28 protein-coding genes and 1 other annotated feature are annotated in these 24181 nt (G+C 67.4%); of the genes, 10 read left to right on the forward strand and 18 right to left on the reverse strand.

Annotation, left to right across the window (positions count from 1 at the left end; genetic code table 11):
* Positions 1–43: 43 nt before the first annotated feature.
* A complete protein-coding gene (locus tag ACP7BH_RS13230) occupies positions 44–1930 on the forward strand; it encodes an ATP-binding protein (RefSeq protein WP_425985931.1) in 1887 nt (628 codons plus the stop codon).
* On the opposite strand, the gene ACP7BH_RS13235 is transcribed toward ACP7BH_RS13230, so the two are convergent.
* Both ACP7BH_RS13235 and ACP7BH_RS13240 read right to left on the reverse strand, forming a co-directional pair.
* Entirely contained in the window at positions 1906–2337 is a 432-nt protein-coding gene (locus ACP7BH_RS13235; RefSeq protein ID WP_425985933.1) for a very short patch repair endonuclease, read from the reverse strand. The two genes, ACP7BH_RS13230 and ACP7BH_RS13235, sit on opposite strands and share 25 nt — an antisense overlap.
* A 51-nt stretch (positions 2338–2388) precedes the next feature.
* Complete coding sequence (locus ACP7BH_RS13240; RefSeq protein ID WP_409718113.1) at positions 2389–2874, reverse strand: peroxiredoxin; 486 nt, start codon at positions 2872–2874, stop codon at positions 2389–2391.
* Positions 2875–3003: 129 nt separating this feature from the next.
* On the opposite strand from ACP7BH_RS13240, the gene ACP7BH_RS13245 reads away from it, so the two are divergent.
* Positions 3004–3573 carry a YqgE/AlgH family protein gene (locus ACP7BH_RS13245; RefSeq protein WP_425985935.1) on the forward strand — a complete coding sequence of 190 codons (570 nt, stop codon included), beginning with the start codon at positions 3004–3006 and terminating at the stop codon, positions 3571–3573.
* A 22-nt stretch (positions 3574–3595) separates the two neighbouring features.
* Here the strand turns inward: ACP7BH_RS13245 and ACP7BH_RS13250 are convergent, their stop codons facing one another.
* A complete protein-coding gene (locus ACP7BH_RS13250; protein ID WP_425985936.1) occupies positions 3596–4450 on the reverse strand; it encodes an outer membrane protein in 855 nt (284 codons plus the stop codon).
* A gap of 138 nt (positions 4451–4588) precedes the next feature.
* A complete protein-coding gene (locus ACP7BH_RS13255) occupies positions 4589–6289 on the reverse strand; it encodes a bifunctional protein-serine/threonine kinase/phosphatase (RefSeq protein WP_425985938.1) in 1701 nt (566 codons plus the stop codon).
* 102 nt (positions 6290–6391) lie between these two features.
* On the opposite strand from ACP7BH_RS13255, the gene ACP7BH_RS13260 reads away from it, so the two are divergent.
* The gene (locus ACP7BH_RS13260; protein ID WP_425985940.1) at positions 6392–6970 is read left to right on the forward strand and encodes a hypothetical protein; all 579 of its coding nucleotides are present in this window, start codon (positions 6392–6394) and stop codon (positions 6968–6970) included.
* A 50-nt stretch (positions 6971–7020) separates the two neighbouring features.
* Here ACP7BH_RS13260 and ACP7BH_RS13265 read toward each other — a convergent pair whose 3' ends face one another.
* The 3 genes from ACP7BH_RS13265 to ACP7BH_RS13275 are packed head-to-tail and all read right to left on the reverse strand — an operon-like array spanning position 7021 to position 8682.
* The gene (locus ACP7BH_RS13265; protein WP_425985942.1) at positions 7021–7803 is read right to left on the reverse strand and encodes a sulfite exporter TauE/SafE family protein; all 783 of its coding nucleotides are present in this window, start codon (positions 7801–7803) and stop codon (positions 7021–7023) included.
* Positions 7804–7807: 4 nt separating this feature from the next.
* Positions 7808–8344 (reverse strand): rhodanese family protein, encoded by a 537-nt coding sequence (locus ACP7BH_RS13270; protein WP_425985944.1) that lies wholly within the window; start codon positions 8342–8344, stop codon positions 7808–7810.
* Between the two features lie 5 nt (positions 8345–8349).
* A complete protein-coding gene (locus tag ACP7BH_RS13275; protein WP_425985946.1) occupies positions 8350–8682 on the reverse strand; it encodes an ArsR/SmtB family transcription factor in 333 nt (110 codons plus the stop codon).
* 71 nt (positions 8683–8753) lie between these two features.
* Here ACP7BH_RS13275 and ACP7BH_RS13280 point away from each other — a divergent pair, with 71 nt between their 5' ends.
* Positions 8754–9620: an MBL fold metallo-hydrolase gene (locus ACP7BH_RS13280; RefSeq protein ID WP_425985948.1), complete on the forward strand. Its 867-nt coding sequence runs from the start codon at positions 8754–8756 to the stop codon at positions 9618–9620.
* Positions 9621–9624: 4 nt separating this feature from the next.
* Here the strand turns inward: ACP7BH_RS13280 and ACP7BH_RS13285 are convergent, their stop codons facing one another.
* Genes ACP7BH_RS13285 through ACP7BH_RS13295 form a run of 3 tightly spaced genes read right to left on the reverse strand, consistent with a single transcriptional unit; the run spans position 9625 to position 12543 of the window.
* Positions 9625–11292 carry a putative bifunctional diguanylate cyclase/phosphodiesterase gene (locus ACP7BH_RS13285; RefSeq protein WP_135193559.1) on the reverse strand — a complete coding sequence of 556 codons (1668 nt, stop codon included), beginning with the start codon at positions 11290–11292 and terminating at the stop codon, positions 9625–9627.
* 31 nt (positions 11293–11323) lie between these two features.
* Positions 11324–11902, reverse strand: a complete 579-nt coding sequence (locus tag ACP7BH_RS13290) for a GNAT family N-acetyltransferase (protein WP_135193560.1) — start codon at positions 11900–11902, stop codon at positions 11324–11326.
* A 35-nt stretch (positions 11903–11937) separates the two neighbouring features.
* A complete protein-coding gene (locus ACP7BH_RS13295; RefSeq protein ID WP_425985950.1) occupies positions 11938–12543 on the reverse strand; it encodes a TetR/AcrR family transcriptional regulator in 606 nt (201 codons plus the stop codon).
* A gap of 47 nt (positions 12544–12590) precedes the next feature.
* Here ACP7BH_RS13295 and ACP7BH_RS13300 point away from each other — a divergent pair, with 47 nt between their 5' ends.
* From ACP7BH_RS13300 to ACP7BH_RS13315, 4 genes are all read left to right on the forward strand, one after another.
* Positions 12591–13427, forward strand: coding sequence for a metal-dependent hydrolase (locus ACP7BH_RS13300; RefSeq protein WP_425985951.1), 837 nt, complete (start codon positions 12591–12593; stop codon positions 13425–13427).
* 103 nt (positions 13428–13530) lie between these two features.
* Complete coding sequence (locus ACP7BH_RS13305; protein WP_425985953.1) at positions 13531–15021, forward strand: DUF1800 domain-containing protein; 1491 nt, start codon at positions 13531–13533, stop codon at positions 15019–15021.
* Positions 15018–16223, forward strand: coding sequence for a DUF1501 domain-containing protein (locus ACP7BH_RS13310; RefSeq protein WP_425985955.1), 1206 nt, complete (start codon positions 15018–15020; stop codon positions 16221–16223). Before ACP7BH_RS13305 ends, ACP7BH_RS13310 begins: the two co-directional genes overlap by 4 nt.
* A gap of 60 nt (positions 16224–16283) precedes the next feature.
* Positions 16284–16347, forward strand: a sequence feature (sul1 is cis-regulatory element that is thought to sense ions involved in sulfur or methionine metabolism; They are found in Alphaproteobacteria).
* Between the two features lie 51 nt (positions 16348–16398).
* A complete protein-coding gene (locus ACP7BH_RS13315) occupies positions 16399–17883 on the forward strand; it encodes a SulP family inorganic anion transporter (protein WP_425985956.1) in 1485 nt (494 codons plus the stop codon).
* Between the two features lie 7 nt (positions 17884–17890).
* Here the strand turns inward: ACP7BH_RS13315 and ACP7BH_RS13320 are convergent, their stop codons facing one another.
* The gene (locus ACP7BH_RS13320; RefSeq protein ID WP_425985958.1) at positions 17891–18115 is read right to left on the reverse strand and encodes a hypothetical protein; all 225 of its coding nucleotides are present in this window, start codon (positions 18113–18115) and stop codon (positions 17891–17893) included.
* Positions 18116–18352: 237 nt separating this feature from the next.
* Between ACP7BH_RS13320 and ACP7BH_RS13325 the strand changes: the two genes are divergently transcribed.
* Positions 18353–18565, forward strand: a complete 213-nt coding sequence (locus tag ACP7BH_RS13325; protein WP_008260410.1) for a cold-shock protein — start codon at positions 18353–18355, stop codon at positions 18563–18565.
* 84 nt (positions 18566–18649) lie between these two features.
* Here ACP7BH_RS13325 and ACP7BH_RS13330 read toward each other — a convergent pair whose 3' ends face one another.
* The 3 genes from ACP7BH_RS13330 to ACP7BH_RS13340 form a co-directional block, all read right to left on the reverse strand.
* Positions 18650–18841, reverse strand: a complete 192-nt coding sequence (locus ACP7BH_RS13330) for a hypothetical protein (RefSeq protein ID WP_425985960.1) — start codon at positions 18839–18841, stop codon at positions 18650–18652.
* 346 nt (positions 18842–19187) lie between these two features.
* On the reverse strand, positions 19188–19346 hold the full coding sequence (locus ACP7BH_RS13335) for a hypothetical protein (RefSeq protein WP_409718149.1): 159 nt from the start codon (positions 19344–19346) through the stop codon (positions 19188–19190).
* Positions 19347–19401: 55 nt separating this feature from the next.
* Positions 19402–19956 (reverse strand): NADPH-dependent FMN reductase, encoded by a 555-nt coding sequence (locus tag ACP7BH_RS13340; protein ID WP_425985962.1) that lies wholly within the window; start codon positions 19954–19956, stop codon positions 19402–19404.
* A gap of 184 nt (positions 19957–20140) precedes the next feature.
* Between ACP7BH_RS13340 and ACP7BH_RS13345 the strand changes: the two genes are divergently transcribed.
* On the forward strand, positions 20141–20638 hold the full coding sequence (locus ACP7BH_RS13345; RefSeq protein WP_425985964.1) for a hypothetical protein: 498 nt from the start codon (positions 20141–20143) through the stop codon (positions 20636–20638).
* Positions 20639–20751: 113 nt separating this feature from the next.
* Here ACP7BH_RS13345 and ACP7BH_RS13350 read toward each other — a convergent pair whose 3' ends face one another.
* From ACP7BH_RS13350 to ACP7BH_RS13365, 4 genes are read right to left on the reverse strand one after another with little or no spacing between them, the layout of a single operon-like run.
* The gene (locus ACP7BH_RS13350) at positions 20752–21975 is read right to left on the reverse strand and encodes a M16 family metallopeptidase (protein ID WP_425987072.1); all 1224 of its coding nucleotides are present in this window, start codon (positions 21973–21975) and stop codon (positions 20752–20754) included.
* A 50-nt stretch (positions 21976–22025) separates the two neighbouring features.
* On the reverse strand, positions 22026–22775 hold the full coding sequence (locus tag ACP7BH_RS13355) for an SURF1 family protein (RefSeq protein ID WP_425985967.1): 750 nt from the start codon (positions 22773–22775) through the stop codon (positions 22026–22028).
* Positions 22772–23170 carry a DUF983 domain-containing protein gene (locus tag ACP7BH_RS13360; protein WP_425987073.1) on the reverse strand — a complete coding sequence of 133 codons (399 nt, stop codon included), beginning with the start codon at positions 23168–23170 and terminating at the stop codon, positions 22772–22774. The genes ACP7BH_RS13355 and ACP7BH_RS13360 overlap by 4 nt, the downstream gene beginning before the upstream one ends.
* The gene (locus tag ACP7BH_RS13365; protein WP_425985969.1) at positions 23170–24078 is read right to left on the reverse strand and encodes a cytochrome c oxidase subunit 3; all 909 of its coding nucleotides are present in this window, start codon (positions 24076–24078) and stop codon (positions 23170–23172) included. Before ACP7BH_RS13365 ends, ACP7BH_RS13360 begins: the two co-directional genes overlap by 1 nt.
* Positions 24079–24181 lie beyond the last annotated feature (103 nt).

A 24181-nucleotide genomic window follows, 5' to 3' on the forward strand; every position in this document is an offset into this window, starting at 1 on the left:
CTCGCCGATGCGAACGACCGGCGTTCGTCATACGAGGGCCTGCATGCAATCGACCGTCGTCGATACGGGTGAAAGCGGCTGGACCGCCGCCGTGCGCCAACGCCGCGGCGCGCTTCTGCAACGCCTCGCCTCGGCCTGCGCGGTCGCCTTGGTCGTCACGCCCATGGTGGGCGTCTGGTTCAGCCTGAGCTGGGTGGTCCTGTACATAGCCTGCCAAGGCGTCGAGCTGGTGGTCTTCGGTCCCGTCGCACGCGGCGACAAGGGCGAGATGTCAACGGCGCGCAAGGTCGTCGGCTGCATCGCCTTGGCGGTCAGCGCGACGGTTTTCGGCGGCCTGTCTTTGGTGATGTGGCAGACCGGCGGCCCTCTGGGCGGGGTCTGCGCCGCCCTGATGTTGCCCGCGATCATGCTGTCGTCGATGACGACCGCCGCGCGCTGCCAGCCGATGATGATCGCCAGCCTGGCGCCGCAGATGCTCTATCTGCTGACGATGCCCTTCTTCGCCTATGCGTTCGGCGCGACGGCGTCGCTGGTCATGACCGCAGCGGCGACGGTCGTCCTCTATGTGTTCTACGTCGTCATCACGTGGCAGCGGATAAGCGACACGACGACCAACCTGATCCGCGCCCATGCCGAGGCCGACGACCTTCGCCTCAGGGCTGAACGCAGCCTGGCCGATCACACCGCCTTCCTGGCCGCCGTGGGACACGACCTGCGCACCCCCATCGGCGCCATCCTGACCGGCGCAGCCGAGCTGCGTGCGCCCGATCCCCAGTCCCGCGCCAGCGCCAACCTGATCACCGACGCCGGCGTCATGATGAAGGCGCTGCTGGACGACCTGCTGGACCACACCCGCATCGGGGCGGGCCGGATGACGGTCGAGGTCAGCGATTTCGACCTGCGCCAGATGCTGGCCCAGACGCTTCAGCTGTGGCGCGGCCTGGCCGACGCCAAGGGGCTTAGGCTGCGGGTCGAGGGCGCCGCCTTCGTCCCGCGCCACGTCAAGGGCGACGTGATGCGCATCCGCCAGGTGCTGAACAACCTGATGTCCAACGCCATGAAGTTCACCGAAGAAGGCCAGATCACCCTGCGGGTCCAGGCCTGGCCGGAAGAACCGTCGGGCTACGCCCTGCTGTTCGAGATCGCCGACACTGGCCCCGGCATGACGAACGAACAACTGGCGCGCCTGTTCACCCCCTTCGACCAGACGGCAGACGGCGTCAGCGCCCGCTATGGCGGTTCGGGCCTGGGCTTGGCGATCAGCCGCAATCTGATCGACCTGATGGGCGGACGCCTCACGGTGCGCAGCACGCCCGGCCAGGGGTCGCGCTTCACTGTCTCCCTGATCCTGCCCAAGGGCGAAGACGCCGAGCCGATCGCGGAAATCGTCGAGGAAAGCCGTCTGGATATCGCCCGGTCGCTGGCGTCCTTCACGCCCGCAGTCCAGGCCGTCGTCACACCTGCGCCCGCACCCACGCCTGAACCTGCGGCGGCCGAAGCTGAAGCGGAACCCGACCACGCCGACGACCAGCCCCTGCGGCTGCTGGTCGTGGACGACCACGACATCAATCGCCGCGCCGTGCAGTTGATCCTTCAGCCGCTGGGCTGCGAGATCACCACCGCCGCCGACGGCCTGATCGCGCTGGAACGCTGCGACGAGGCGGTGTTCGATGTCATCTTCATGGATGTCCGGATGCCCGAACTGGACGGGCGCGAGACCACGCGTCGCCTGCGTGCGGGCAATGGCCCCAACGCCCTGACCCCCGTCGTCGCCGTCACAGCCGACACGGCGCCCGAGGATGTCGCGGCGTGTCAGGCGGCCGGCATGGCCTATTTCGTCTCCAAGCCCCTGACGCCCACGGCCCTGATCGGCGCCCTGCAGCACGTCCTGAACGATACCGCCGCTCAGGCGCGGACCGAGGCCGCCTGACCCTTCACGGCGGCGACCAGGGCCGTCGCGAAGTCGGGGCGCCGCATCTCGCACTCCCACACCATCACCACCCGCCAGTGCGCGGCCTCCAGCGCCTGAACGCTTGCGGCGTCGCGGGCGCGGTTGCGGTCGATCTTTGTCATCCAGTAGTCGGCGTTGGTCTTGGGCTGGCGTGATCCGCGCGCGCAGTCATGGCCGTGCCAGAAACAGCCGTGGACGAACAGGGCGACGCGGCGGCCCTTCATCACGACATCCGGCCGACCGGGCAGACCCGCCCCGCCCAGCCGATAACCGATCCCGGCCGCGCGCAGGATTCTGCGCACGGCCAGTTCCGGCGACGTGTCCTTGCCCTTCACGCGACGCATCACGGCGCTGCGCTTTTCGGGGCTGAACACGTCGGTGGTCATAAAAGTCGGGCCGCGCTCAAGTAGCGAAGCGATAGAGCGGCCCGACAAACATCAAAGCTGCGCCAGCAGATGCTCGGCCGAGGACACCTTGAACTCGCCGCCCTGTTCGATGTTCAGCTGGGTGACCGTGCCGTCCTTGACCAGCATGGAATAGCGCTGCGAACGCTCGCCCAGGCCAAAGCCCGAACCGTCCAGCACCAGGCCCAGGGCCTTGGTCAGTTCACCGTTGCCGTCGGCCAGCATGACGATGCTGTCGTCGGTGATGTCCTGGCTGTCGGCCCAGGCCTTCATGACGAAGGCGTCGTTGACCGAGATGCAGGCGACCGTATCGACGCCCTTGCCCTGGATGTCGGCCAGATGATCCTTGAAGCCCGGCAGGTGGCGCGCCGAGCAGGTCGGGGTGAAGGCGCCGGGCACGGCGAACAGGGCCACGGTCTTGCCGCCGAAGATGTCGGCGGTGCTGACGGGCTTGGGCCCTTCGGCGGTCGCCTGGGCGAGGGTCGCGTTCGGGATGCGATCGCCGATCTGGATGGTCATGATTGTCTCGCTGAGTTTGGGGCTGACGGGGTAGGAAACACCGCCTGCGACACATAGAGAGCGCCGCCCGGACCGCAAGCACCGGTGCGGCTTGCTTGCGCCGCTTTCACGACGGATGATGGTCGGATCATGAGCCAAGCCTCCCCCCTGACCGGTCGTCTGCTGGTCGCCATGCCAGGCATCGACGACCCTCGGTTCGAACACGCCGTCATCCTGATCTGCGCCCACGGGCCGGACCATGCGATGGGTCTGAGGCTGGACCGACCGGCGCCGGGTGTGGATCTGAAGACGGTGCTGGACAAGCTGGACGCCCCGGCGCCGGACCAGTCGATCGGCCGCGCGGTCCTGATGGGCGGGCCGGTCGAGCGCGAGCGCGGCTTCGTGCTGCATACCGACGATTGGATGATCGGGGACGACAGCCTGCGGTTCGGCGACGGCCTGGCCATGACCGGCACGCGCGAGGCCCTGGCGGCGATGACCGATGCGGTCTCGGGGCCGAGCCGTTCGGCCCTGCTGCTGGGCTATGCCGGCTGGGGCGAGGGGCAGTTGGAGGAGGAGTTGGCCGAGAACGTCTGGCTGACCGCCGACGCCGATCTCGATTTGATCTTCGACGGCGAACACACGTCGAAATGGACGCGCGCCCTGGCCCAGATGGGCGTCGACGCGGCCATGCTGTCCAGCCAGGGCGGCCGGGCTTGAACCCAGCCGCCCGCTTTGAGGCCTAGAAGCGGTAGTTCATGCCGATGCGGAACATGTGGGTTCCGAACTTGCCGTTGCCGCGCACCATGTCGGTGCCCGTGGTGTTCGGGGCCAGGATGAACGGATTGGCGGCCGGGGTCGTGCCGGTGTTGCCGACGCGGATCACCGGGCTGTCGACGTCCAGCGACGTGTACAGATATTCGCCATTGACGGTCAGGCCGCGACCCAGGGCGTATTCCACGCCGCCGCCGGCCTGCCAGCCGTCGCCGTCATCGCCTTCGCTGGTTTCGGTGAAGCTGTTGGCCTGGTTCGAGGTGCGGAACTTGTTCTCGAACTTGCCATAGGCGTAACCGCCGGTGCCGTAGATCAGAGCGGGGCCGTAGGCGTAGCCCAGTTTCAGACGGGCGGCCGCCGTGCTCTCCAGCTCGCGCGTGAAGGTGTAGAAGGCCGGGGTGGTCGAGAAGCCCGTCACCGAGTCCTGGACGTTGTTGACGCTGTATTCCGCCAGGGCGCCGACGACGAAGTTGCCGAACTGCAAGTCGTAACCGGCGCGCACGCCGGCTTCGACGCCGTCGTTGTCGTCACGGCAGCCCGTGGTGGGAACGGTGCTGGTCGAGGCGCCGCCGCAGAAGCCGGGGCTGAAGGCGTTGGCGCCTACGGTGGCGCCGGCGGCCGGGGCGGTCGTGACCTGGTCGCCGTAGTTTCCGTCCAGGTTGCGGTCGAAGCGCAGGATCTCGTCGCCGTCGTCGTTCGACTGGTTATAGCCGCCGAAGATGCCGATGTAAGGGCCGGACCAGTCGGGAGCGACCGATTGCGCCAGGGCGGGGGTGGAGACCATGGCGAGGGCCAGGGCGCTGGAAGCGAGGGTCTTGATCATGGGGAGGCTTTCGTGCCGAAAGTGCGGGCGCGACGTCCCCGCTCGCCGTCACAAAAGCCAAAGGCGGCCACAGGTTCCCGCTGTTTGCGCCGCTAAATGCCGCACATCCAAAGCCCTGGTTTGAACGTATGGGGGGCCTTAGCGTGTGGTCATCGACACCAGCAATGCGAGCAGGAGCAGCAGGCTGACCCCCTGCCAGAATCGTACCGGATCCCGCTCGATCAGGGACAGTTGGCGCGGTGGCGGGGCGGCGACGGCGCTGCCGGTTTCCAGCACGTGGATCAGCTCCTCCACATCCTCGAACCGCTCGTTCGGATCGACGGCGACGGCGCGCATGATGGCCGCCTCAAGCCAGGCGGGCATGTCCGGGCGGCGCCGCGTCGGCGGCACGGGCGCCCGGTCGAAGCGTGGCGCATCGGCCGGATCGACCTCGCCCCACGGATAGGTGCGGGTAAACAGCCGATACAGCGTCACCCCCAGGGCGAACTGGTCGGTGGCGGCGTTGCCGCTCTCGCCCGCATACATCTCGGGCGCCTTGTAGCCGGCGGTGCCGGGCGCCTCGGCCTCAGCGAACTCCTCGGCCTGCCGCAGGCGCGCGACCCCCAGATCGACCAGCTTCAGCCCGCCGGTCGTCTCCAGGATCACATTGTCCGGCTTGATGTCGCGGTGTGTCACCCCCGCCCGGTGCAGGGCCGAAACGGCGCGCGACAGCCGCAAGGCCACGCCGATCCCTTCGGCGATCTCGAACGGTCCTTCCTCAGCCAATCGCGCATGCAGGGTCTGACCGGCATGGAAGGGCTGGGCGATATAGAGCCGGCTCTGACGGCCGGCGTCCAGGCTCAGCACCTTGCCGACGAACGGGCTGTCGATGCGGCGGCCGATGAAGGCCTCGCGCAGGAAGGCGGTGCGCGCGCCGCGCTCGGACACCACGGCGGGCTTGGGAAACTTCAGCACCACCGTCCCGGCGTCCCCCAGCGTGTCCTTGGCCAGGAACAACCGCGTATATCGCCCGTCCGCGATCAGCCGCTGCAGGGCGAAGCCGTCGACGTTGTCGCCCACGGCGGGCGGCGGCAGGATGGCCAGCCCTTCCGCCTCGGCCGTGATCGCCTCCCAATCCGGCGCGCCGGTGCGGACCACGTCGATGACGATGGCGGTGGCGTTGTCCCGCGCGCCCGCCGCCTCGACCTCGGCCAGGATCGCCTTTGCGTCCGCATCGGGCGAACTGCGCCGCCCCAGCAGGCCGGCGATCACCGCATCGGTCAGCACCCCATGCACCCCGTCGGTGGTCAGCAGCAGCCGGTCGTGCGGTTCCAGCCGCACCTGACGCACGTCCAGCTTCACGTCCGCCTCGATGCCCACGGCCCGGTACAGCACATGGCTGAGCCCCTGCTGGGCGCGCGTATGGTCCTCGGTCAGCCGCGTCAGCACGCCGTCGCGGAAATGCCAGGCCCGGCTGTCGCCGACATGCAGGGCCGTCGCCTCGCGCCCCCGCAGGATCACCGCCGTGAACGTCGTCGCCGCCCCCTCCATGGCCGGATCGATCTTGCCGCGCGAATGGAGCCAGCGGTTGAAGCCTCTCAGCGCCTTGATCCCGTTGGCGGCGATGCCGTTCAGCGGGTTCTGGTCCAGATAGCCGTCGATAAAGCTGCGCGTCGTCAGCTCCGCCGCCATCCGCCCGGCCTTGGAACCCGACACCCCGTCGGCGATCACCGCCACGACCCCATGCTCGCGCTGCTCGGCCGCCGTGCCGATATGGACGCCGCCGAAATCCTGATTGTCCGCCTTGGGCCCCTGCAAGGTCGCAAAGCCGGCGGCGATCTCCAGTCTGGCGTCGGTCATGGGCGCACTGTGTGGGATCACAGCGCCGATGGCTAGGTGGAAGCGCGGCCATATATGCCGCCACAGATAGCGCCGCTTTCCGAAGTCGGTTAGGAGCGCGCTATGAACTCCCTAGATGCAACCGACCGTTTCAGATCTTACTTGGCCGCAGACGAAAACGTTCTATGGGCAGGGCAGCCTAAACAAGGGCTGATGGTCAGCGGCAAGGACATCTTCCTGATCCCATTCACCCTGCTGTGGGGAGGCTTTGCAATCTTCTGGAATGCAATGGTGTGGATTCTGCCGGGCGGCGAACAAGCGGGCCTCTGGTTCTTTCGCCTGTGGGGCCTGCCATTCCTCGTCGTCGGCCTCTACATGATCGTCGGCCGGTTCTTTCACGACGCGATGATCAGAAAAACCCAGTTCTACGCCGTGACGAACCAACGCGTTCTGATGTTGCGGGGTCGCAAGCAGCCTAAGCTTACGTCTCTTGAGATCCGGCGCTTGCCGAAGCTGGAACTTTCGGAGCGCAGCGACGGAACGGGCAGCATCGTTTTCGAAGGCAACTGGATGACGTCAGCCGTCGCCATGAATGGGTTTGGACTCTGGACCCCGTCACTCGGCGGCTCTTCGCAGTTCCTGCAAATCAGGAATCCGAGGCAGGTTTACGACCTCATCAGAGCGCAGGATCGCCCCGTCTAGATAGCGACGGGCAGAGGCATTAAGCGCCGGCCCGCTGAACAGAGAGGGATTCAGAGTGCGAGGATCGCACGAACCGCGACATAGGCGGCGACCACCAGGATAAGCCCGGCGAACAGGGCGCGGCCCAGCGCCACATTGGCGCCCAGTCGTCGCGCCAGCGGCAGGCCGGCCGCCGTGCCCGCCACCCCGCCCACGGTCATGGCCGCGACCAGACCGGGGTCGATCCAGCCGGACAGGGCGTAGTTGCCGGCCGTCGTGGCTCCGAAGGCCGCCACGCTGAGCAGGGACGTCGCCTGGGCAGTCGCCAGGCTCATGCCCGTGGACGCCATCAAGCCGGGCACGATCAGAAAACCGCCGCCGATGCCGAAGAAGCCCGCCGCCGATCCGACCCCCGCCCCGGACAGGCCGACCCTGGGCGACATGGCCCAGTTGAGCCGGGGCTCGGGTCGCACGACCACAGGCTTGGGGCGGAGCATCGACAGGCCGACCGCCGCCATGGCGACCGCGAAGATCAGCAGCAACTGATGACCGTCGATCATCTTGGCCAGGGATGAGCCGAACCAGGCGCCCGCCGCCCCGGTGACGGCGAACAGGATGGCGCAGGGCCAGCGCACCCGCCCGGCCTTTGCCTGGCCGGCCAGGGCCGTAAGGGCGTTCAGCGCAACCCCCGCCGCCGAGACGCCGATGGCGACATGCGGATCCTGGACGCCGACGAGATAGAGCAGCAACGGCACCGCCAGCACCGACCCGCCGCCGCCGAACAGCGTCAGCAACAGGGCGACGACGCCGCCGCTGAAGGCGGCGAGGCTCAGGGCCAGCAGGTCGGTGGTCATGGCGTCAGGCGATCCCTGCCGCGCTTCGGTTCCAGGGCATGACGGCGAGCAAACGCGCCATGCCGCAGAAGCCGGTGGCCCCAGCGACGAACAGGCCCGCGCCGACGAAGGCGGACAGGCCCCAGAAGGCGGGATGCACCAGCATGCCCAACGCCGCCCCGGTCAGGATCAGACCCCCGGCCGTCATCTGCACCTGCCGCATCAGCTCGATGGGCTTGGACCGGTCGGTGCGGGTCGCCAGGCCGTGCTTCTTCCAGGCGTCCAGACCGCCGTCCAGGACGAAGGCCTGACCCGGAACCTGGGCCGCCAGGCGGTCGCAGTTGACGCCCGTCCGGTTTCCGGTCCGGCAGGTGAAGATCACGTCGCGCCCGTCCGCAAGGGTGCGCGCGGACTCATCGAAACTGGACAGGGGGGCATGGACCGCGCCCGCGACATGTTCGCGTACGAACTCGTCCTGTTCGCGAATGTCGATCAGGACGGCGCTGTTTTCCATCAGGCGGCGCGAAACCTCGGCGGGGGACAAGGGGGTCAGGACGGTCATCGGGATCATTCCTTTTCGGGAGCAAGAGGGGGACAGTAGATTTCAGCCAGGACGGCGATCACCTTCAGCACGGCCGGATCGGCGATGCGGTAGAACACCGCCGTGCCGTCGCGCCGCGTGGCGACCAGGGCCTCGTCCCGCAGCTTGGCCAGATGCTGGGACAGGGCCGACTGCGACAGGCCGACCAGGGGCAGAATCTCGCCGACCGACATCTCGCCCTCGCCCAGTTGGCACAGGATCATCAGCCGTTTCTCGTTGGACAGGGCGCGCAGCATCGCCGCCGCCTCGCCCGCGCTGGCCTGGAAACGCTCAAGTCCGATGGTGTGAAGGTCGATCATGAGCCGCAATATATTCGCACTTGCTAAATTAGCAATACCTAATATGTTGAGGCGCGAAAGGAGCCTTCCCCATGGCCCACATCCCCGACGTTCGCGGCTTCTTCGACCCCGCGACCCATACCGTCACCTATCTGGTCAGCGACCCGGCCACCGGCATGGCGGCGATCATCGACCCGGTTCTGGATTTCGACGCCGCGTCCGCCCGCACCTCCACCCGATCCGTCGACGCGGTGATGGCGGCGCTGGAAACGGCGGGTCTGACCTTGGCGATGGTGCTGGAAACCCACGCCCATGCCGATCACCTGACGGCGGCCGCCCATCTTCGACGCGCGACGGGCGTCTCCATCGGGATCGGCGCCCATATCACCAAGGTGCAATCGACCTTCGCTCCCCTGTTCGGCGCGGACGACGTGCGCAGCGACGGTCGGGTGTTCGACCACCTGTATGGCGACGGTGACTCATTCGCTCTGGGCGAGCTTTCGGTCGAGGTGATCCACACCCCGGGCCATACCCCCGCCTGCGTCAGCTACAGGATCGGCGACGCGGTCTTCACGGGCGACACCCTGTTCATGCCGGACTACGGCACGGCCCGCACGGACTTCCCCGGCGGCGACGCGCGCACCCTCTATCGGTCGATCCAGCGCCTGCTGGCCTTGCCCGACGACACCCGCATCTTCGTCGGTCACGACTATCTGCCCCAGGGCCGCACCGACTACCGGTTCGAAACCACCGTCGCCGATCAGCGCGCCCATAATATCCACGTCGGCGGCGGGATCTCGGAGGAGGACTTCGTGGCCATGCGCGAAGCTCGCGACGCTGCGCTGGGCGCGCCCCAGCTGATCCTGCCGTCGCTCCAGGTCAACATCCGCGCCGGCGACCTTCCGCCGCCCGACGCCGGCGGACAGCGCTATCTGCGCCTGCCGCTAAACGCGATCTGACGCCTTAAGCCGACCGCTGCTTCAGCGGCGCCGTCCCGTCCGCCAGGCTCTCGGCCAGATACACCTCGGCCTCCTGGGCCGGGAGCGCAGGCGCGTAGCCGAAGCCCTGGCCGTAGTGGCATTGGGCTTCCAGCAGCAGGGCGGCCAGTTCGGCGTTCTCGACCCCTTCGGCGACGACCTCCAGCTCCAGATCGCGGCCCAGGTTGACCACCGACTTGACGATCTTGGCCGAGCCCTCGTCCTTGTTCATCGTCAGCACGAAATAGCGGTCGATCTTCAGCGTATCGAACGGCAGGCGCGCCAGATAGGACAGGGACGAGAAGCCGGTGCCGAAATCGTCCAGCGCCAGCGAAGCCCCAACGTCCTTCAACGACTGCAGCACCTCGGCGGCGCGCGCGGTGTCGCGCATGATGTCGCCCTCGGTGACTTCCAGCTTCAGCGCCCCCCTGGGCAGGCCGCTCTCCTTGATGATGCGCGCCACGTCCTCGCACAGGTGCGGGCGTTCGATCTCGCCGACCGACAGGTTGACGCTGCAAAACATCTTGCCCGCCAGCGGATGGCGTTCGATCCATTCGGCCAGCTGACGCGCCGACTGGGTCATCATCAGCAGGCCCAGGTCGTTCATCATGCCCAGGTCGGCGGTCAGACCCAGGAACTCGTCCGGCGGCACCAGGCCGCGTCGCGGGTGACGCCAGCGCGCCAGGGCCTCGAAGCCCGCCACCGCCCCGGTGTTCAGGTTCACGATGGGCTGGAAGAAGGGCACGATCTCGCCGCGCACGAAGGCGTTGCGCAGGTCCGCCTCCAGCGCCAGACGGCTGAGGCTGTCGCTTTCCAGCGCCCGGCCATAGGCGGCCGATCCGCCGCGCCCGGCGCCCTTGGCCGATTCCACCGCCAGCTCGACCCGGCGCAACAGTTCGGCGGCGTCAGGCGCGTCCGGCCCGCCCTCCACCATCACCGCCCCGATGGAGACGGTCGGATAGATGTCGAAGCCCGCGACCCGTAGCGGCTGCTCCAGCGCATCGCGCACGCGGTAGCTGGTGTGAGAGGCGGTCCTGGGCACGATGATGGCGAACTCGTCCTCGCCGATCCGCGCCGCCGAGGCGTCCTTGTTGAAGGCGGCGGCCAGGCGCGAGCCCAGGGCCGACAGCACCAGGTCGGTGCGCTCATGCCCCAGCGCCTCGTTCAGGCGCCGCAGACGGTCGACGTCGCCGACCACGATCTCGTATTCACCGGGCTGGGTCAGCACCTCGCCCACGCGCGCGATGAAGGCGCGACGGTCCAGCAGGCCCGTCAGCGTATCGCGATCCGATCCGGCGAACTTGGTCTCCAGCGCCACGACGCCGGCGGCGCGCAGTCCGTCCTCCAGCCAGACGCCGCGCCACAGGCAGGTCTCGGACCCGCGCATCCGCAAACGCACGGCGACCTCGGCCCCCTCGTCCTGCGGTTTCAGCATGCGTTCGGCCAGGCTGCGATCCTGGGGCATGGCCAGGGCGACGAAGCCGGCGGCCGTGCATTCCGGGGCCAGCGGCCCCAGGCCCAGCGACCGCGTCGCGCCGGTGAAACGCAGCTCGTCCGTCGCCGGCGTCCAGACCCACAGGGCCGTGTCGGCGGCCGCCAACGCCTCGATGGCGGTCGTGGCGTCCCAGGCCAGCGATCGGGATCGTGGTGTCACGCGTTTCGCCCCTTTAGACGGCCCCCGGCCGTCAACGCTCGTCCTCGACCAGGCCGAACAGCAGATGATCTGCCCACTCGCCGTTAATTTTCAAATAAGCGCGAGCTCGACCTTCGTTGCGAAAGCCCGATTTCTCCAGAACCCGGCGCGATCCGTGGTTGGTGGGCAGGCAGGCCGCCTCCAGCCGGTGCAGCTTCAGCTTGTCGAAGGCGTATCCGACCACGGCCTGCACCGCCGCCGTGGCCACGCCCTGACCGGAATGGGGCTGGCCGATCCAGTAGCCCAGCGTTCCGGTCTCGGCGACGCCGCGTCGCACGTTCGACAGGGTCACCGCCCCCGCCAGGGTCTTGCCCCCGTCCACCAGCACGAAGAAAGGCCAGGCGTGGCCCAGCTCCATCTCGCGCGCATAGATGGACAGCCGACGCCGGAACGCCGCCTTGGTCAGGTCGTCCTCGGGCCAGGCCGGCTCCCACGGCTGAAGATAGTCGCGCGACCCGTCGCGCAGCGTGGACCAGGCGGCGTAGTCGCCCGCGCGCGGCGGCCGCAGCAGCACGCCGTCCCCACGGACCACCGGCCCGGCCACATCGCTCATCCAGTCCAGCAGGGCCATGACGCCTCATACAACAGGAGGATTGTGGCCTGAACTCACGGTTCCGCCAAGACAGTCGCCGTCAACTTCAACGCCAGCTCGCGCCCCAGACCCTCGGGCGCACCCAGCATCGGCGTCAGAATGTCGCCGATCAGCCCCTCGGCTAACGCCATATAGGCCGCCGTCATGACCAGCGACCGCGCCCGTTCGGCCGCCCTGGGATCGTCGGGCGCCATGGCCGCCAGACGGTCGGCCAGATCCCGCACCACCCCGCCGAAGCTTTCCGCCCTCCCCTGTTCGCGCGCCAGGGCCAGCCAGGCCGCCATCTGCGACGCCCCGCCCTTGCCGAAGGCGTCGAAGACGACGGTCATCAACCGATCCGGCTCCACCCCCTCGCGCCCTTCGCCCGATCCTTCGTTCAGGCCGGCTTCGATCCGTTCGGCCAGATCGCGCACCATCGCGTCCATCAGCGCGCCCTGAAGCCCGGCCGCCGAGCCGAAATGGTGGATCAGATTGGCGTGGCCCACGCCCATCCTCTCGCCCACGGCCTTCAGCGTCACCGCCGCCGGGCCGCCGGACAGCAGCAGGTCGCGCGCCGCCTCCAGCGCCTCTTCGCGCGCCACCGCCCCGCGTCGCCGCTTCACCGGACCATTAGTTGACATTGATGTCAGTTAACTCCATCTTCCTCTCGACATCGAGGAGCAGACCCATGGCCAAATCCGCCACACCATCCGACCTCCAGATCAAGCCGCGCGACCTGCATATCGACCGCGAGGCCCCGACGCCACGCTGGTGGCTGAACGGTGACCCGTTCGGCACGGCCGTGATGAACGCCCTCAGCCTGACCTTCCCCGACGGCGAGCGGTTCTTCATCCAGTCGGTCAAGCGGTTCGCCAAGGATACGCCCGCCAACCTGGCCGCCGACATCCGCGCCTTCACCGTTCAGGAAGGCGCCCACACGCGCGAACACATGGCCTTCAACGCCATCACCGCCCGGGCCGGCTATGAGACCGCCGAGATCGAGGCCTATGTCACGGCCCGCCTCGATCTCGCCCGCGCCCGCCCGGCCATCGCCCAGCTTGCGGCCACGATGGCGCTGGAGCATTTCACCGCCGCCTTCGCCCATCGGCTTCTGGCCGACCCGGACCTGCTGAAGGGGTCGCCCCCCGACCTGGCCCGTCTGTGGCGCTGGCACTCCATCGAGGAGATCGAGCACAAGGGCGTGGCCTATGACGTTTTCCTGCACGCCACCCGCGAGATGTCGCCGCTGAACCGCTGGCGGCTGCGGCGCTGGGCCATGTTCCTGACGACCCTGCTCTTCACCAGAACGGTGCGCGAGACGACCCTGATGCTGCTGAAACAGGACGGCATCGTCGGCTGGAAGGCGCGCCTGGGCCTGTTCCGCTGGCTGTGGCTGAAGCCGGGCCTCTATCGCCGCATGATCGGAGACTATGTCGCCTTCTACAAACCCGACTTCCACCCGTGGCAGGTGGACGACCGCGACCTGATCGCCGACGCCGAGGCGGGTCTGGCCCAGCCCGCCTGATACGGGCCGCCTGACCCAGCCCGCCTGACCCTTTGATCCGATCTCGCGACGGAGTTTTCGCCTCGATGCGTTACACTCTGCGAGGACGGACGAGGAGAAGGCCATGGCTTCATCACCGACCGACGCCGCCATCGCCCTGACCCGCCTGGGTCTCGGCGCCAGGCCCGGCGAGATCGAAAGCGTCGCCGCCGATCCGCGCGGCTGGGCCACGGCCCAGATTCGGCCCCAGGGCGCGCCCCAGCCGTCGGGCCAGTTCGCCGACACCGCCCAGCGCGTCGCCCAGTATGTCGACTATCAGAGCGACGCCGGTCTGGTCCGTCGTGATCGACGCTCTGCGCCACAGGCCGGCGCCACGTCCACGCCAATGGCGCAGACCGCGCCCGGCCCCGATGCCGATCCAGACGCCGTCGCCCGGCGCGAAGCCCGCCAGGCCGCGCGTCGAGAGATCACCCAGGACACGGCGCAGGAGTTCCTGGCCCGCGCGCAGTTGGGCGCGAGCACCGACGACGGTTTCGCCGAGCGGTGGGCGCTGTTCTGGGCCAACGCCGTCACCGTGTCGGCCGTCAAGTTCGCCAGCGGCGCCTTCGTCGGCCAGTACGAGCGCGAGGCCATCCGCCCCCACGTCTTCGGCCGGTTCGAGGACCTTGTCCTGGCCGCCGAACAGCATCCCGCCATGCTTCTGTATCTGGACCAGGCCCGCTCGGTCGGTCCCGACAGCCTGGCCGGCGCCCGCCGCAACGCCGGGCTGAATGAAAACCTGGCCCGCGAGATGATGGAGCTGCACACCGTCGGCGCCGACGGCGGCTACACCCAGGCCGACGTGACCGAACTGGCCCGCGCCCTGACCGGCTGGTCGATCCCCACAGCGCGCGATCAACGTCAGGCCGCCCGCCCAAGAAGGGCGCGCATGGCGGCCGCACAGGCCCAACCGGAGGCGAACGGCTTCGTCTTCCGTCCCAATGTCCACGAACCGGGCGACCGCACGGTGATGGGCAAGACCTATCCCGCCGCCGGCCTGGCCCAGGGTCAGGCCATCCTGCGCGACCTGGCACGACATCCGGCGACCGCCAGACGCCTGTCGCACCGCCTCGCCGCCCATTTCGTCGCCGACGATCCGCCGCCGTCCCTGGTCGCCCGGCTGGAAGACGCCTGGACCCGATCCGGCGGCGACCTGGCCCAGGCCGCCCGCGCCCTGATCGAGGCGCCCGAGACCTGGACGCCCCAGCCCGCCAAGATCAAGACGCCGTATGAGTTCGTCGTCTCCACCCACCGCGCCCTGGGAACCCGGCCCCAGCGGATCCAGCCCCTGCGTCAGGCCTTGCTCGACATGGGCCAGCCGCCGTTCGCCGCCCCCTCGCCCGAGGGCTGGCCTGACGCCGCCGCCGACTGGGCCGGTCCCGACGCCCTGGTCAAACGGCTGAACTGGTCGCGCACCGCCGCCGACGCGGCCCAGGCGGCCAACCCTAGCGCCGTCGCCGCCTCGGCTCTCGGGTCCCGCCTCAGCGACCGCACCCGCCTCGCCGTCGCCCGCGCCGAAAGCCGGCCCGAGGCCCTCACCCTTCTCTTCATGTCGCCGGAGTTCCAACGCCGATGACCGCCCCAAAAACGAATCTGCATCTGAACCGCCGCCATCTGCTGGCCGCCGCCTCGGCCGGGGTCGGCCTCGCCTTCGCCGGACGGGTCGCCGCCCAGACCAACGGACCCGCAAACAAGCTGGTCGTCGTCATCGCGCGCGGCGCCATGGACGGCCTGTCCGTCACCGTCCCCTATGGCGACCCCAACTACGTTCCGCTGCGTGGCGGCCTGGCCATCCCCGCCCCCGGCGAGGCGAACGGCGCCCTGGCGCTGGGCGAAGGCTTCGGCCTTCACCCCGCGCTGGCCGGCCTGCACGACCTGTATGGTGCCGGGCAGATGCGGTTCGCGCCCGCCGTGGCCCTGCCCGTCCGCATCCGCTCGCACTTCGACGCCCAGGACGTGCTGGAGAATGGCGGCGAGGGTCTGCGTCAACAAACCGACGGCTGGCTGAACCGCGCCATCGTGGCGGCGGGCGGCGCGTCGCTGAAGGGCCTGTCGATCGGCGCCCAGACGCCGTTGATCCTGCGCGGCGACGCCCCCGTCTCCAGCTGGGCGCCGGGCGGCCAGGTGCGCGGCGGCGACCGCATCGCCTCCCTGCTTCAGGATCTCTATGTCGAGGATCCCATACTGGGCCAGAACCTGGCGCGCGGCCTGGCGACCGAGGAACTGGTCGGCCAGGGGCAGAACATGGACGGCGAGGACGGCCGCCTGCGCCGCAACGACGTTCAGGGCCTGGGTCGCGCCGTCGCCCGACTGATGTCTGGCGCCGAGGGGGCCGACATCGTCGCCGTCTCGCTGGACGGCTGGGACACCCATGCGGGCCAGCGCGCGCAGCTTCAGACGCGGCTGACCGGCCTGGATCAACTGGTCACGGGTCTGAAAGACGGGCTGGGCGAAACGTGGTCGCGCACGGTGGTCGTCGTCGCCACCGAGTTCGGCCGCACCGCGCGCGCCAACGGCACGCAAGGCACCGACCACGGCACCGGCTCATCTCTGTTGCTGGCGGGCGGGGCGATCAAGCGCGGCGGCCCCATCGGCGACTGGCCGACCCTGGCCGACAACCGTCTGTTCGAGAACCGCGATCTGGCGCCGACGATGGACATCCGTTCGGTGTTCAAGGGCGTGCTGCGCGATCATATGGGCGTCGATCGCGCCGCCCTGGACGCCCGCGTCTTCCCCGGCAGCGCTGCAGAGGCGCACGCGATGGACGGTCTGGTCTAGCCCAAACCCCGCCGCGACACTTGCTTTTTGCGGCGCAACATCGCATCAGGACGCCATCACCTTGGACCCGGCCCTGTTCGCAGGCGACGGGTGGCTATCCCCGCCGCCGATCCGCTGGGAAACCGAGCCCCAAAAACCGAAGCATCGGTACGGCTCATCCAGATGAAATCCTGAAATGTCCATCATCGCCTCCGCGCGCCAGCAATGGCTCGCCAATCCTCGCCGCGACCTGCTGGCCGGCACCGTCGTCGCCCTGGCCCTGATCCCCGAGGCCATCGCCTTTTCCATCATCGCCGGGGTCGATCCCGCCGTCGGCCTCTACGCCAGCGTGGTCATCGCCGTGACCATCGCCTTCGTCGGCGGGCGTCCGGCCATGATCTCGGCCGCCACCGGGGCCATGGCCCTGTTGATGGTCACGCTCGTGCGCGACCACGGCCTCGAATATCTGTTCGCCGCCTCGCTGCTGTGCGGGGTGTTCCAGATCGTCATCGGCCTGCTGAAGCTGGGCCGCTACATCAAGTTCGTCAGCCGCAGCGTGATGACCGGCTTCGTCAACTCCCTGGCGATCCTGATTTTCCTGGCCCAGATGCCCGAGCTGATCGGCAGGGGCTGGATCACCTACGCCCTGGTCGCGGCGGCCCTGGTCGTCATCTATGGCTTTCCCCGCATCACCAAGGCCGTGCCCTCGCCCCTGGTCGCCATCGTCGCCATCAGCGCGGTGGTGATCGTGCTGAAGCTGGACGTGCGCACCGTCGGCGACATGGGCCAGATGCCCACGACCCTGCCGATGTTCCACCTGCCCGCCGTGCCCCTGACGTGGGAGACCCTCGTCATCATCGCCCCGATCTCGGCGACCCTGGCCTTCGTGGGTTTGCTGGAAAGCCTGCTGACCGCCAATCTGATCGACGACATCACCGACACCCCGTCCGACAAGGACCGCGAGACGCGCGGCCAGGGCATCGCCAACATCCTGTCGCCCCTGTTCGGCGGCATGGCCGGCTGCGCCATGATCGGTCAGTCGATGATCAACGTCGGGTCCGGCGCGCGCGGGCGGCTGTCCACACTGTGGGCCGGCCTGTTCCTGCTATTCCTGATGCTGGTGCTTCAGGACTGGGTCGCGCAGATCCCGATGGCGGCCCTGGTCGCGGTCATGATCATGGTCTCGATTGGGACGTTCGACTGGAGCTCGTTGCGGAACCTGCGCAGCCTGCCCTTCCAGTCGTCGCTGGTGATGATCGCCACCACGGTCACGGTCGTCCTCACCCATGACCTGTCCAAGGGGGTGATCCTGGGCGTGCTGCTGTCGGCGGTCTTCTTCATGCGCAAGGTCGGCAAGACCATCACGGTCACCGAGATCGAGACGCCAGAGGAGGGCGTGCTGCGCTACCGGGTCTCAGGCCAGCTGTTCTTCGCCTCGGCCGACCTGTTCGCCGCCAGCTTCGAGCATCACGGCCATCCCAAGCGCGTCGAGATCGACCTCAGCGACGCCCATCTGTGGGATCTGACCGGCGTCGCCGCCGTGGACAAGGTCGTCTTCCGCTATCGCCGTCAGGGCGCCCAGGTCGAGGTTGTGGGCATGAACGACGCCGCCCGCACCCTGGTCACGCGGGTGGGGCGGTTCGAGAAGATGCATTTGCCGGACGGGGCCGGCGCGCATTGAGGGGGCGTCAGGCGGCGTCGGACGTCTGTTCGGCCTCGGCGTTGGCGGCGTCCGGCTTGGGCATCTTGCAGATGCGGTTCAGGTCGGCGCGGATCGAACTGCCCTGGAAATGCGAGATCTCGGCGCCCGAATAACCCTCGCCGGACAAGGCCTTGACGACGTCGCCGGTATTCAGACAATCGGGCGAACGGGCGAGCTGGTAGGCGCGCTCCACGACGTGGGTGCGGTTCATGATGGGAGCCTTTCGTGCGCCTTAACAACGTCCGCCAAGCTAAACCGTTCCGACCGTTGAATTTCCTTCACATGAGTCACTCTTGCATCCACCGCAAATATCTGCGCACATATCGCTCGTCGATCTCTCTGCGTAACGCCCACTCTCTCTGCGAACGCACGAGTCAAGGCCGCTCCCATTCAGACCCGACAGGCCGAACGGACGTTCCCTCGGTCAATTTCTAACGGAGGTCTCAAAATGGCTACCGGCACTGTTAAATGGTTCAACCCCACCAAGGGTTATGGCTTCATCCAACCCGACGACGGCGGCAAGGACGTTTTCGTCCACATCTCGGCCGTTGAAGGCGCTGGCCTGCGCGGCCTGGATGAAAACCAAAAGGTTTCCTACGAGCTGGAACGCGACAAGCGTTCGGGCAAGGAATCCGCTGGCCAGCTGCAAACCATCGGCTGATTTCAGCTTCACAGCTGATATGGCGACGGCGGCTCCTCACGGAGCCGCCGTTTTCAATTCTGGGTCAGAACGCCAGCGGCGGCCTCAGCCAGCCTTATCTTGGGGCTCAAGACTGCAATCTTCGGCCCAAACCTCTTTCTGATCCACGTTGAGATCGGTCGTGACCCGATCGCCCCGCCTCAAGCCCATACCCAGGCTGTTGAGCAGCGGTACGAACAGGTCGCGGAAATCTAGAACCTGATGGTCGAATTGATCTTCATCGTAATAGCTAGGCACATGGGTTCGCGTCCAATAACGCTGTTCCCCATATCAGCGCTCTGGGAAGAATTTTGTTCCATTTTACTTAGACATAGGGAAATAAAAATCCCAGACCGCCTGTCATTGGGCGCTATGGCCTTGATATCGACGACGCAATATTTTCGGCCGGAAAACAAGTCGGCGGAAGATTTGAAAACTCTTCAAAATAAATACTGAACCAGTATCAGGCTCTGGACAGGCCCGACTATAAGAATATTCTGCCTGACCAGACAGAATATCGGCTGATGCTTAATTGGCGGCGACGACTCCTTACGAATCCCCGCCTTGGTTTCCGGTTCTGATCCGAAGCACCGTCTGCCGCCCGCTATCGCCCGAAGCAGGTCCGTTCGATGAAGCTCTGCGCAGCAGCCGAGGCCTCGGACGGATTGTGCCCGCCGTCGAACTCCAGCGCAGCGAACAGCGCCTTGGCGACGCGCAGCGCCTCGTCTTTCAGTCCGCGCGATAGTCCGCGTCCGTTCCCCAACGCGCCGATTACACCCCTGTCGGCGGGAAGCCGTGCCACGGCGCAACAAAGGCGATCAGCCCTTCGTCTTGTCGATCCACTTGGCGAACGCATCGGTGAAGCTCTTCAGGAACGCCCTCGTATCGTCCTTCTTCAGCTTGCCGTCGTCGTCCAGCAGGTCTGCGACATTGCCGATATAGGCCTCGGGCTGCTGCATCGTGGGCATGTTCAGGAAGACCAGCGGCTGGCGCAGGTGGTGGTTGGCGCCGAAGGCGGCCAAGGCGCCGGGCGAGACGCTGACGATGGCGGCGGGCTTGCCCTGCCAGATACTGTGGCCATAAGGGCGCGAGCCGACGTCCAGAGCGTTCTTCAGGGCGCCGGGGATGGAGCGATTGTATTCCGGCGTCACGAACAGCACGGCCTCGGTCGTCTCGACCTCCTCGCGGAACCGTTCCCAGGCCGGCGGCGGGCTGTCCGTCTCCAGGTCGGGATTGTAGAGCGGCAGGTCGCCGATCTCGACCGACTCGATCTCCAGTCCCGGCTCGGCCAGCGCCTTCAACTCCATGCCGATGGCGCGCGAATAGGAGCCTTTGCGCAGGCTGCCGACGATCAGGGCGACACGGACGGTCATGGAAGGTCTCCGGGCTGGACGGGATCAAGCGCCAGCATAACCAATCCCGGCGGTCGGATGTTCCGTTTAACCCGCCCAGCCGTTCACCTGCGCACAAAGCGGACATTGCGAAGGACTGCTACGGGTGGGAAGCAGACCTTGATCAAGTCATACTGGACCGAAGCGGCTCTGGGCGAGGGATTTTATGGAAGCGGAATACAGACGGCTGAAGTCAGCATGGCAGAGCGGGCTGTACTCGCGAGAAGAGGCGCTGCATCTGCTCTACTTTGCTTGGTATCACTGGGCAGACCCGCAGTTCGTCACCGGGTTGGAATACGATCCGGATGCAAATGAGCTTTGGCTGGAAATCTTCCATTCCTTTGGCGGAGAACAGTCCAAAGATGCCGAGTTTCTCTACGTGGCTTCTTTGATGGCGGGACTTTTTCCGGAATGCCTTGGCGATGTAAGCGAATGGACTGCCCGAGCTGAGAGGATGGAAGCTCGTTACAGCCGACTGCGACCGGAAGGATTCTCCCAGGAGCACTTTGACGGGCGTGGCGACTACGGTGAGTATTTTGCGAACCATGCACGTGCTCGACAAGCGCGCCCGATTGGGCGCGATCTCCATTCCTCCGGCCTGCGCGGCTGGGTCATCAACGTCGCCCAACGCTTGTTCGGCTTGACGCGTCCAGTGTCTTCTTAGGGTCGTGAAAAGAAGTTTGCCTCTTGCCCTGATCCGGACATTCAGACGGCCGCCGCTGAGACAATCTGCCGTTGAAACTCCGCGCGAGAGCGACGGCGCGACCAAAGAACAGCCTAGAAGCCTACCCCCCCGAACAGAGCCGCCGCGAACGCTTCGCCCGCCGGTGCGGCCGACTTGGGCCCCAGCACCGCGCTGGCCGCCTTGCCGCCCGCCAGCAACCGCCCGCCAACCGCCCGCACGTCCGCGACGGACTGGGCTTCCAGCTGTTCGGTCATCGACAGGCTGGACCGAGGGGCGCCGAAGATCAGGGTCTGGGCCGCGTTGCGGCCCGCCCGGCTCATCGGGTTTTCGTCCGACATCCACAGGCCCGCCTTCATCACCGCCTTGGCCCGCGAAAGCTCCTTTTCGGTCGGGCCGGCCTCGGCCATGGCCCGCACCTCGCCCGCCGCCACCTCGGCCAGTTCCTTGGCCCGATCCGCCGCCGCCCCGGCGTAGATGCCCAAGACGCCCGTGTCCTCATACGGCTCCTGATAGGCGTCGATGGCATAGGCCAGGCCCCGCTCCTCGCGCGCGCTCTGGAACAGGCGCGAGGCCATGCCCCCGCCCAGGATCTCGCCGAACAGCCGCATCGCCGACAGGGCCGGATCGGTCGCCGAAAGCGCCGGCAGCTGGAACACCAGATTGGCCTGTTCGATCTTGCGCGTCAGCTTGGCATGACCGCCGACGAAGGCCGCCGGGGCCGGGGCCTCGACCGGGGTCGCGACCGCATCGCCGAACCAGCGCTCGGCTAACGCCAGCAGTTCGGTCTCGTCCACCGCGCCGGACACCGACACCACCATCCGGTCCGGCGAATACAGCCGCGCGCGCCAGGCCTCGACGCTGGCCTTGTCCGCCGGCTTCAGGCTGGCGATCGAACCCAGGATCGGCCGGCCCAGCGGCTGGCCGGTGAAGGCGCGGGTCTGGACCATCTCGAACACATGGTCGTCGGGCGTGTCGAAGGCCTCGGCGATCTCCTGGGCCACCACGTCCTTCTCGCGCTCGATTTCGGCGGGGTCCAGGGTGGGGCGGAACACCAGGTCCGACAGCACCTGCATGGCCAGCGGCAGCGAGCCGTCCAGGCCGCGCACCTCGAAACTGGTCCGCTCATAGCCGGTGGAGGCGTTGATCGTGCCGCCCTCGGCCTCGATCCGCTCAACGATCTCGCGCGCGGCCATGTCGCCGGCGCCCTTGAACACCAGATGCTCCAGCAGGTGCGACCAGCCGGAGCGATCCTCCGCCTCCCACCGCGCCCCGCCCTTGACGGTGACGACGACGGCTAAAGTCTTGAGCCCCGGCATGGGATCGCAGATGACGCGGACGCCGTTGGACAGGGTGTGCAAAGAAGCGGTCAGGACTTTTCTTCTTTCCTATCGCCTCGCACGCGGTGCGAGGCTGCTTGAGGAGCGTCTTTCTTGGTTCGGCGCCGAAGCAAGGCCACATAGAAACCCACAAGCGCGATCGCCAGTCCGAACCATGTCATCGCATAGCCCAGATGGTTGTTCGAAAAGGCCGCAGGCGGCGCGGACGGCCTCAGGGCCGGGAACTCGGGGTTGACGGCGGTGACGGCGAACACGGCCTCGGGTCGCACCGGCCCCGTGACGTTCAGCGCCTTGGCCATGGCGGCGGTGTCGCGGGCGTAGAAGCGGCCGTCCCTCGGTGCGGGGCTCATGGCGCCCGGCTTGTCGAAGGTGCGGAACTCCCCGACCATCACCAGCGGCAGGGTGGTCTCGACCTCGCGCGGCCGCGCGGTCACCCCGTCGCCGACGAAGCCCCGATCGATCAGCAGACTGAAGTCCGCCCCCGCCGGCTTGCACGCCGAGATCAGCCGCACGCCGGCCTCCCCGTCATGGATGGATTGCAGCTCGATGAAGGGCGCGCTGGCCAGGCCCGGACAGACCATCAGCGCCTTGCGGAACTCCAGATTGCCTTCCGCCAAGACCTGATCCAGCGGCGCGGGCGGTTTGGACGCCGCCGCATCGGCCGCCGCGATCAGGCCTTCCTTCCACTTCAGCCGCTCGACCTGCCATACGCCCAGGCCGATCAGCAGGATCAGGGCCAGGACCGTCAGCACGGTCAGTATCCAGGGAAAACGCTTCATCGCTGATTCCGGTATTGCAGGCCGATCATCAGCCCCCGCCCCGGCCGCATCAAGGCCAGCGACAAGGCGACGACCAAGGGCAGCCAGACGATCAGATGCAGCCACATGGGCGGATGATATTTGATCTCGACGAACAGGGCCGAGAACCCGACGATAAAGCCGGCGATCTGCATGATGAAGCTGGCCGGGCCGTCGCCTGTCTGGATGGTCGAATAGTCCAGGCCACACGCCTCACAGGCCGGCGCCACCTTTAGAAAGCCCGCAAACAGCGCGCCCTGCCCGCACCGGGGACAGCGCCCGCGCAGGGCCGCCCTGACCGGCGTGTCGGAAACGACGACGGCGCGGGACGATCCCTCGTCCCGCGCCGTCTTGAGGTCTTCAGGACCGTCTTGGATCAACCGAAGACGACATAGACGAAGGCGAACAGGAACAGCCAGACCACGTCCACGAAGTGCCAGTACCAGGCCGCCGCCTCGAAGCCGAAATGCTTCTGCGGGGTGAAGTCGCCGGCCAGCAGGCGGATCAGGCAGACCGCCAGGAAGATGGTGCCGATCAGGACGTGGAAGCCGTGGAAGCCCGTCGCCATGAAGAAGATCGAACCATACAGGCCCGAGTTCACGGCCTCTTCGTTGAAGAACAGGTGCTCGTGCAGGATGTGATGATACTCATAGGCCTGAACGCAGGTGAAGATCACGCCCAGCGCCACGGTGATGGCAAGGGCGATCTTGGCGCCCTTGCGGTCGCCGACCTGGATCGCGTGGTGCGCCCAGGTGACGGTGCAGCCGCTCAGCAGCAGGGTCACGGTGTTCAGCAGCGGCAGTTGCCAGGGGCTCAGGACCTCGACGCCCTTGGGCGGCCAGGTCGACCAGGCTTTGGCGGTGTCGGCCCAGGCGCCGACTTCCGGCGTCAGCGCCCGCGATTCATGGAACAGGGCCATGTCGAAGAACATCCAGAAGAAGGCGACGAAGAACATCACCTCCGACGCGATGAACAGGATCATGCCGTAGCGCAGGCCGATGGACACGACCGGCGTATGGTCGCCCGCCTTGGATTCCTTGATCACGTCCGCCCACCAGCCGAAGGCCGAGATCAGCACGCCCGCCAGACCGGCGAAGAAGACGCCCGACTTGCCCTCGGCCAGGAAGTTGGCGGCGATCGGACCGTTCTCGGCCGGGGCCAGACCCTTCATCCAGATCACCGCGCCGATGAACATGATGGTCGCCGCAACGGACGACAGCAGCGGCCAGGGGCTGGGCGGCACCAGATGGTAGTCGTGCTGCGGAGTGGCGTGGGCGTCAGCCATGTATCGCGTCTCTTCGTCGGCCAGAGTCGGTTGTTATAGCGGCTATAGCGTCCCCATTTGTCCGACGCCAGAGCCACGCCGTGTTTCGGCCTTGTTCAGGGTC

The sequence above is a fragment of the Brevundimonas sp. TWP2-1 genome, assembly GCF_049897645.1.
GTDB lineage: Bacteria > Pseudomonadota > Alphaproteobacteria > Caulobacterales > Caulobacteraceae > Brevundimonas.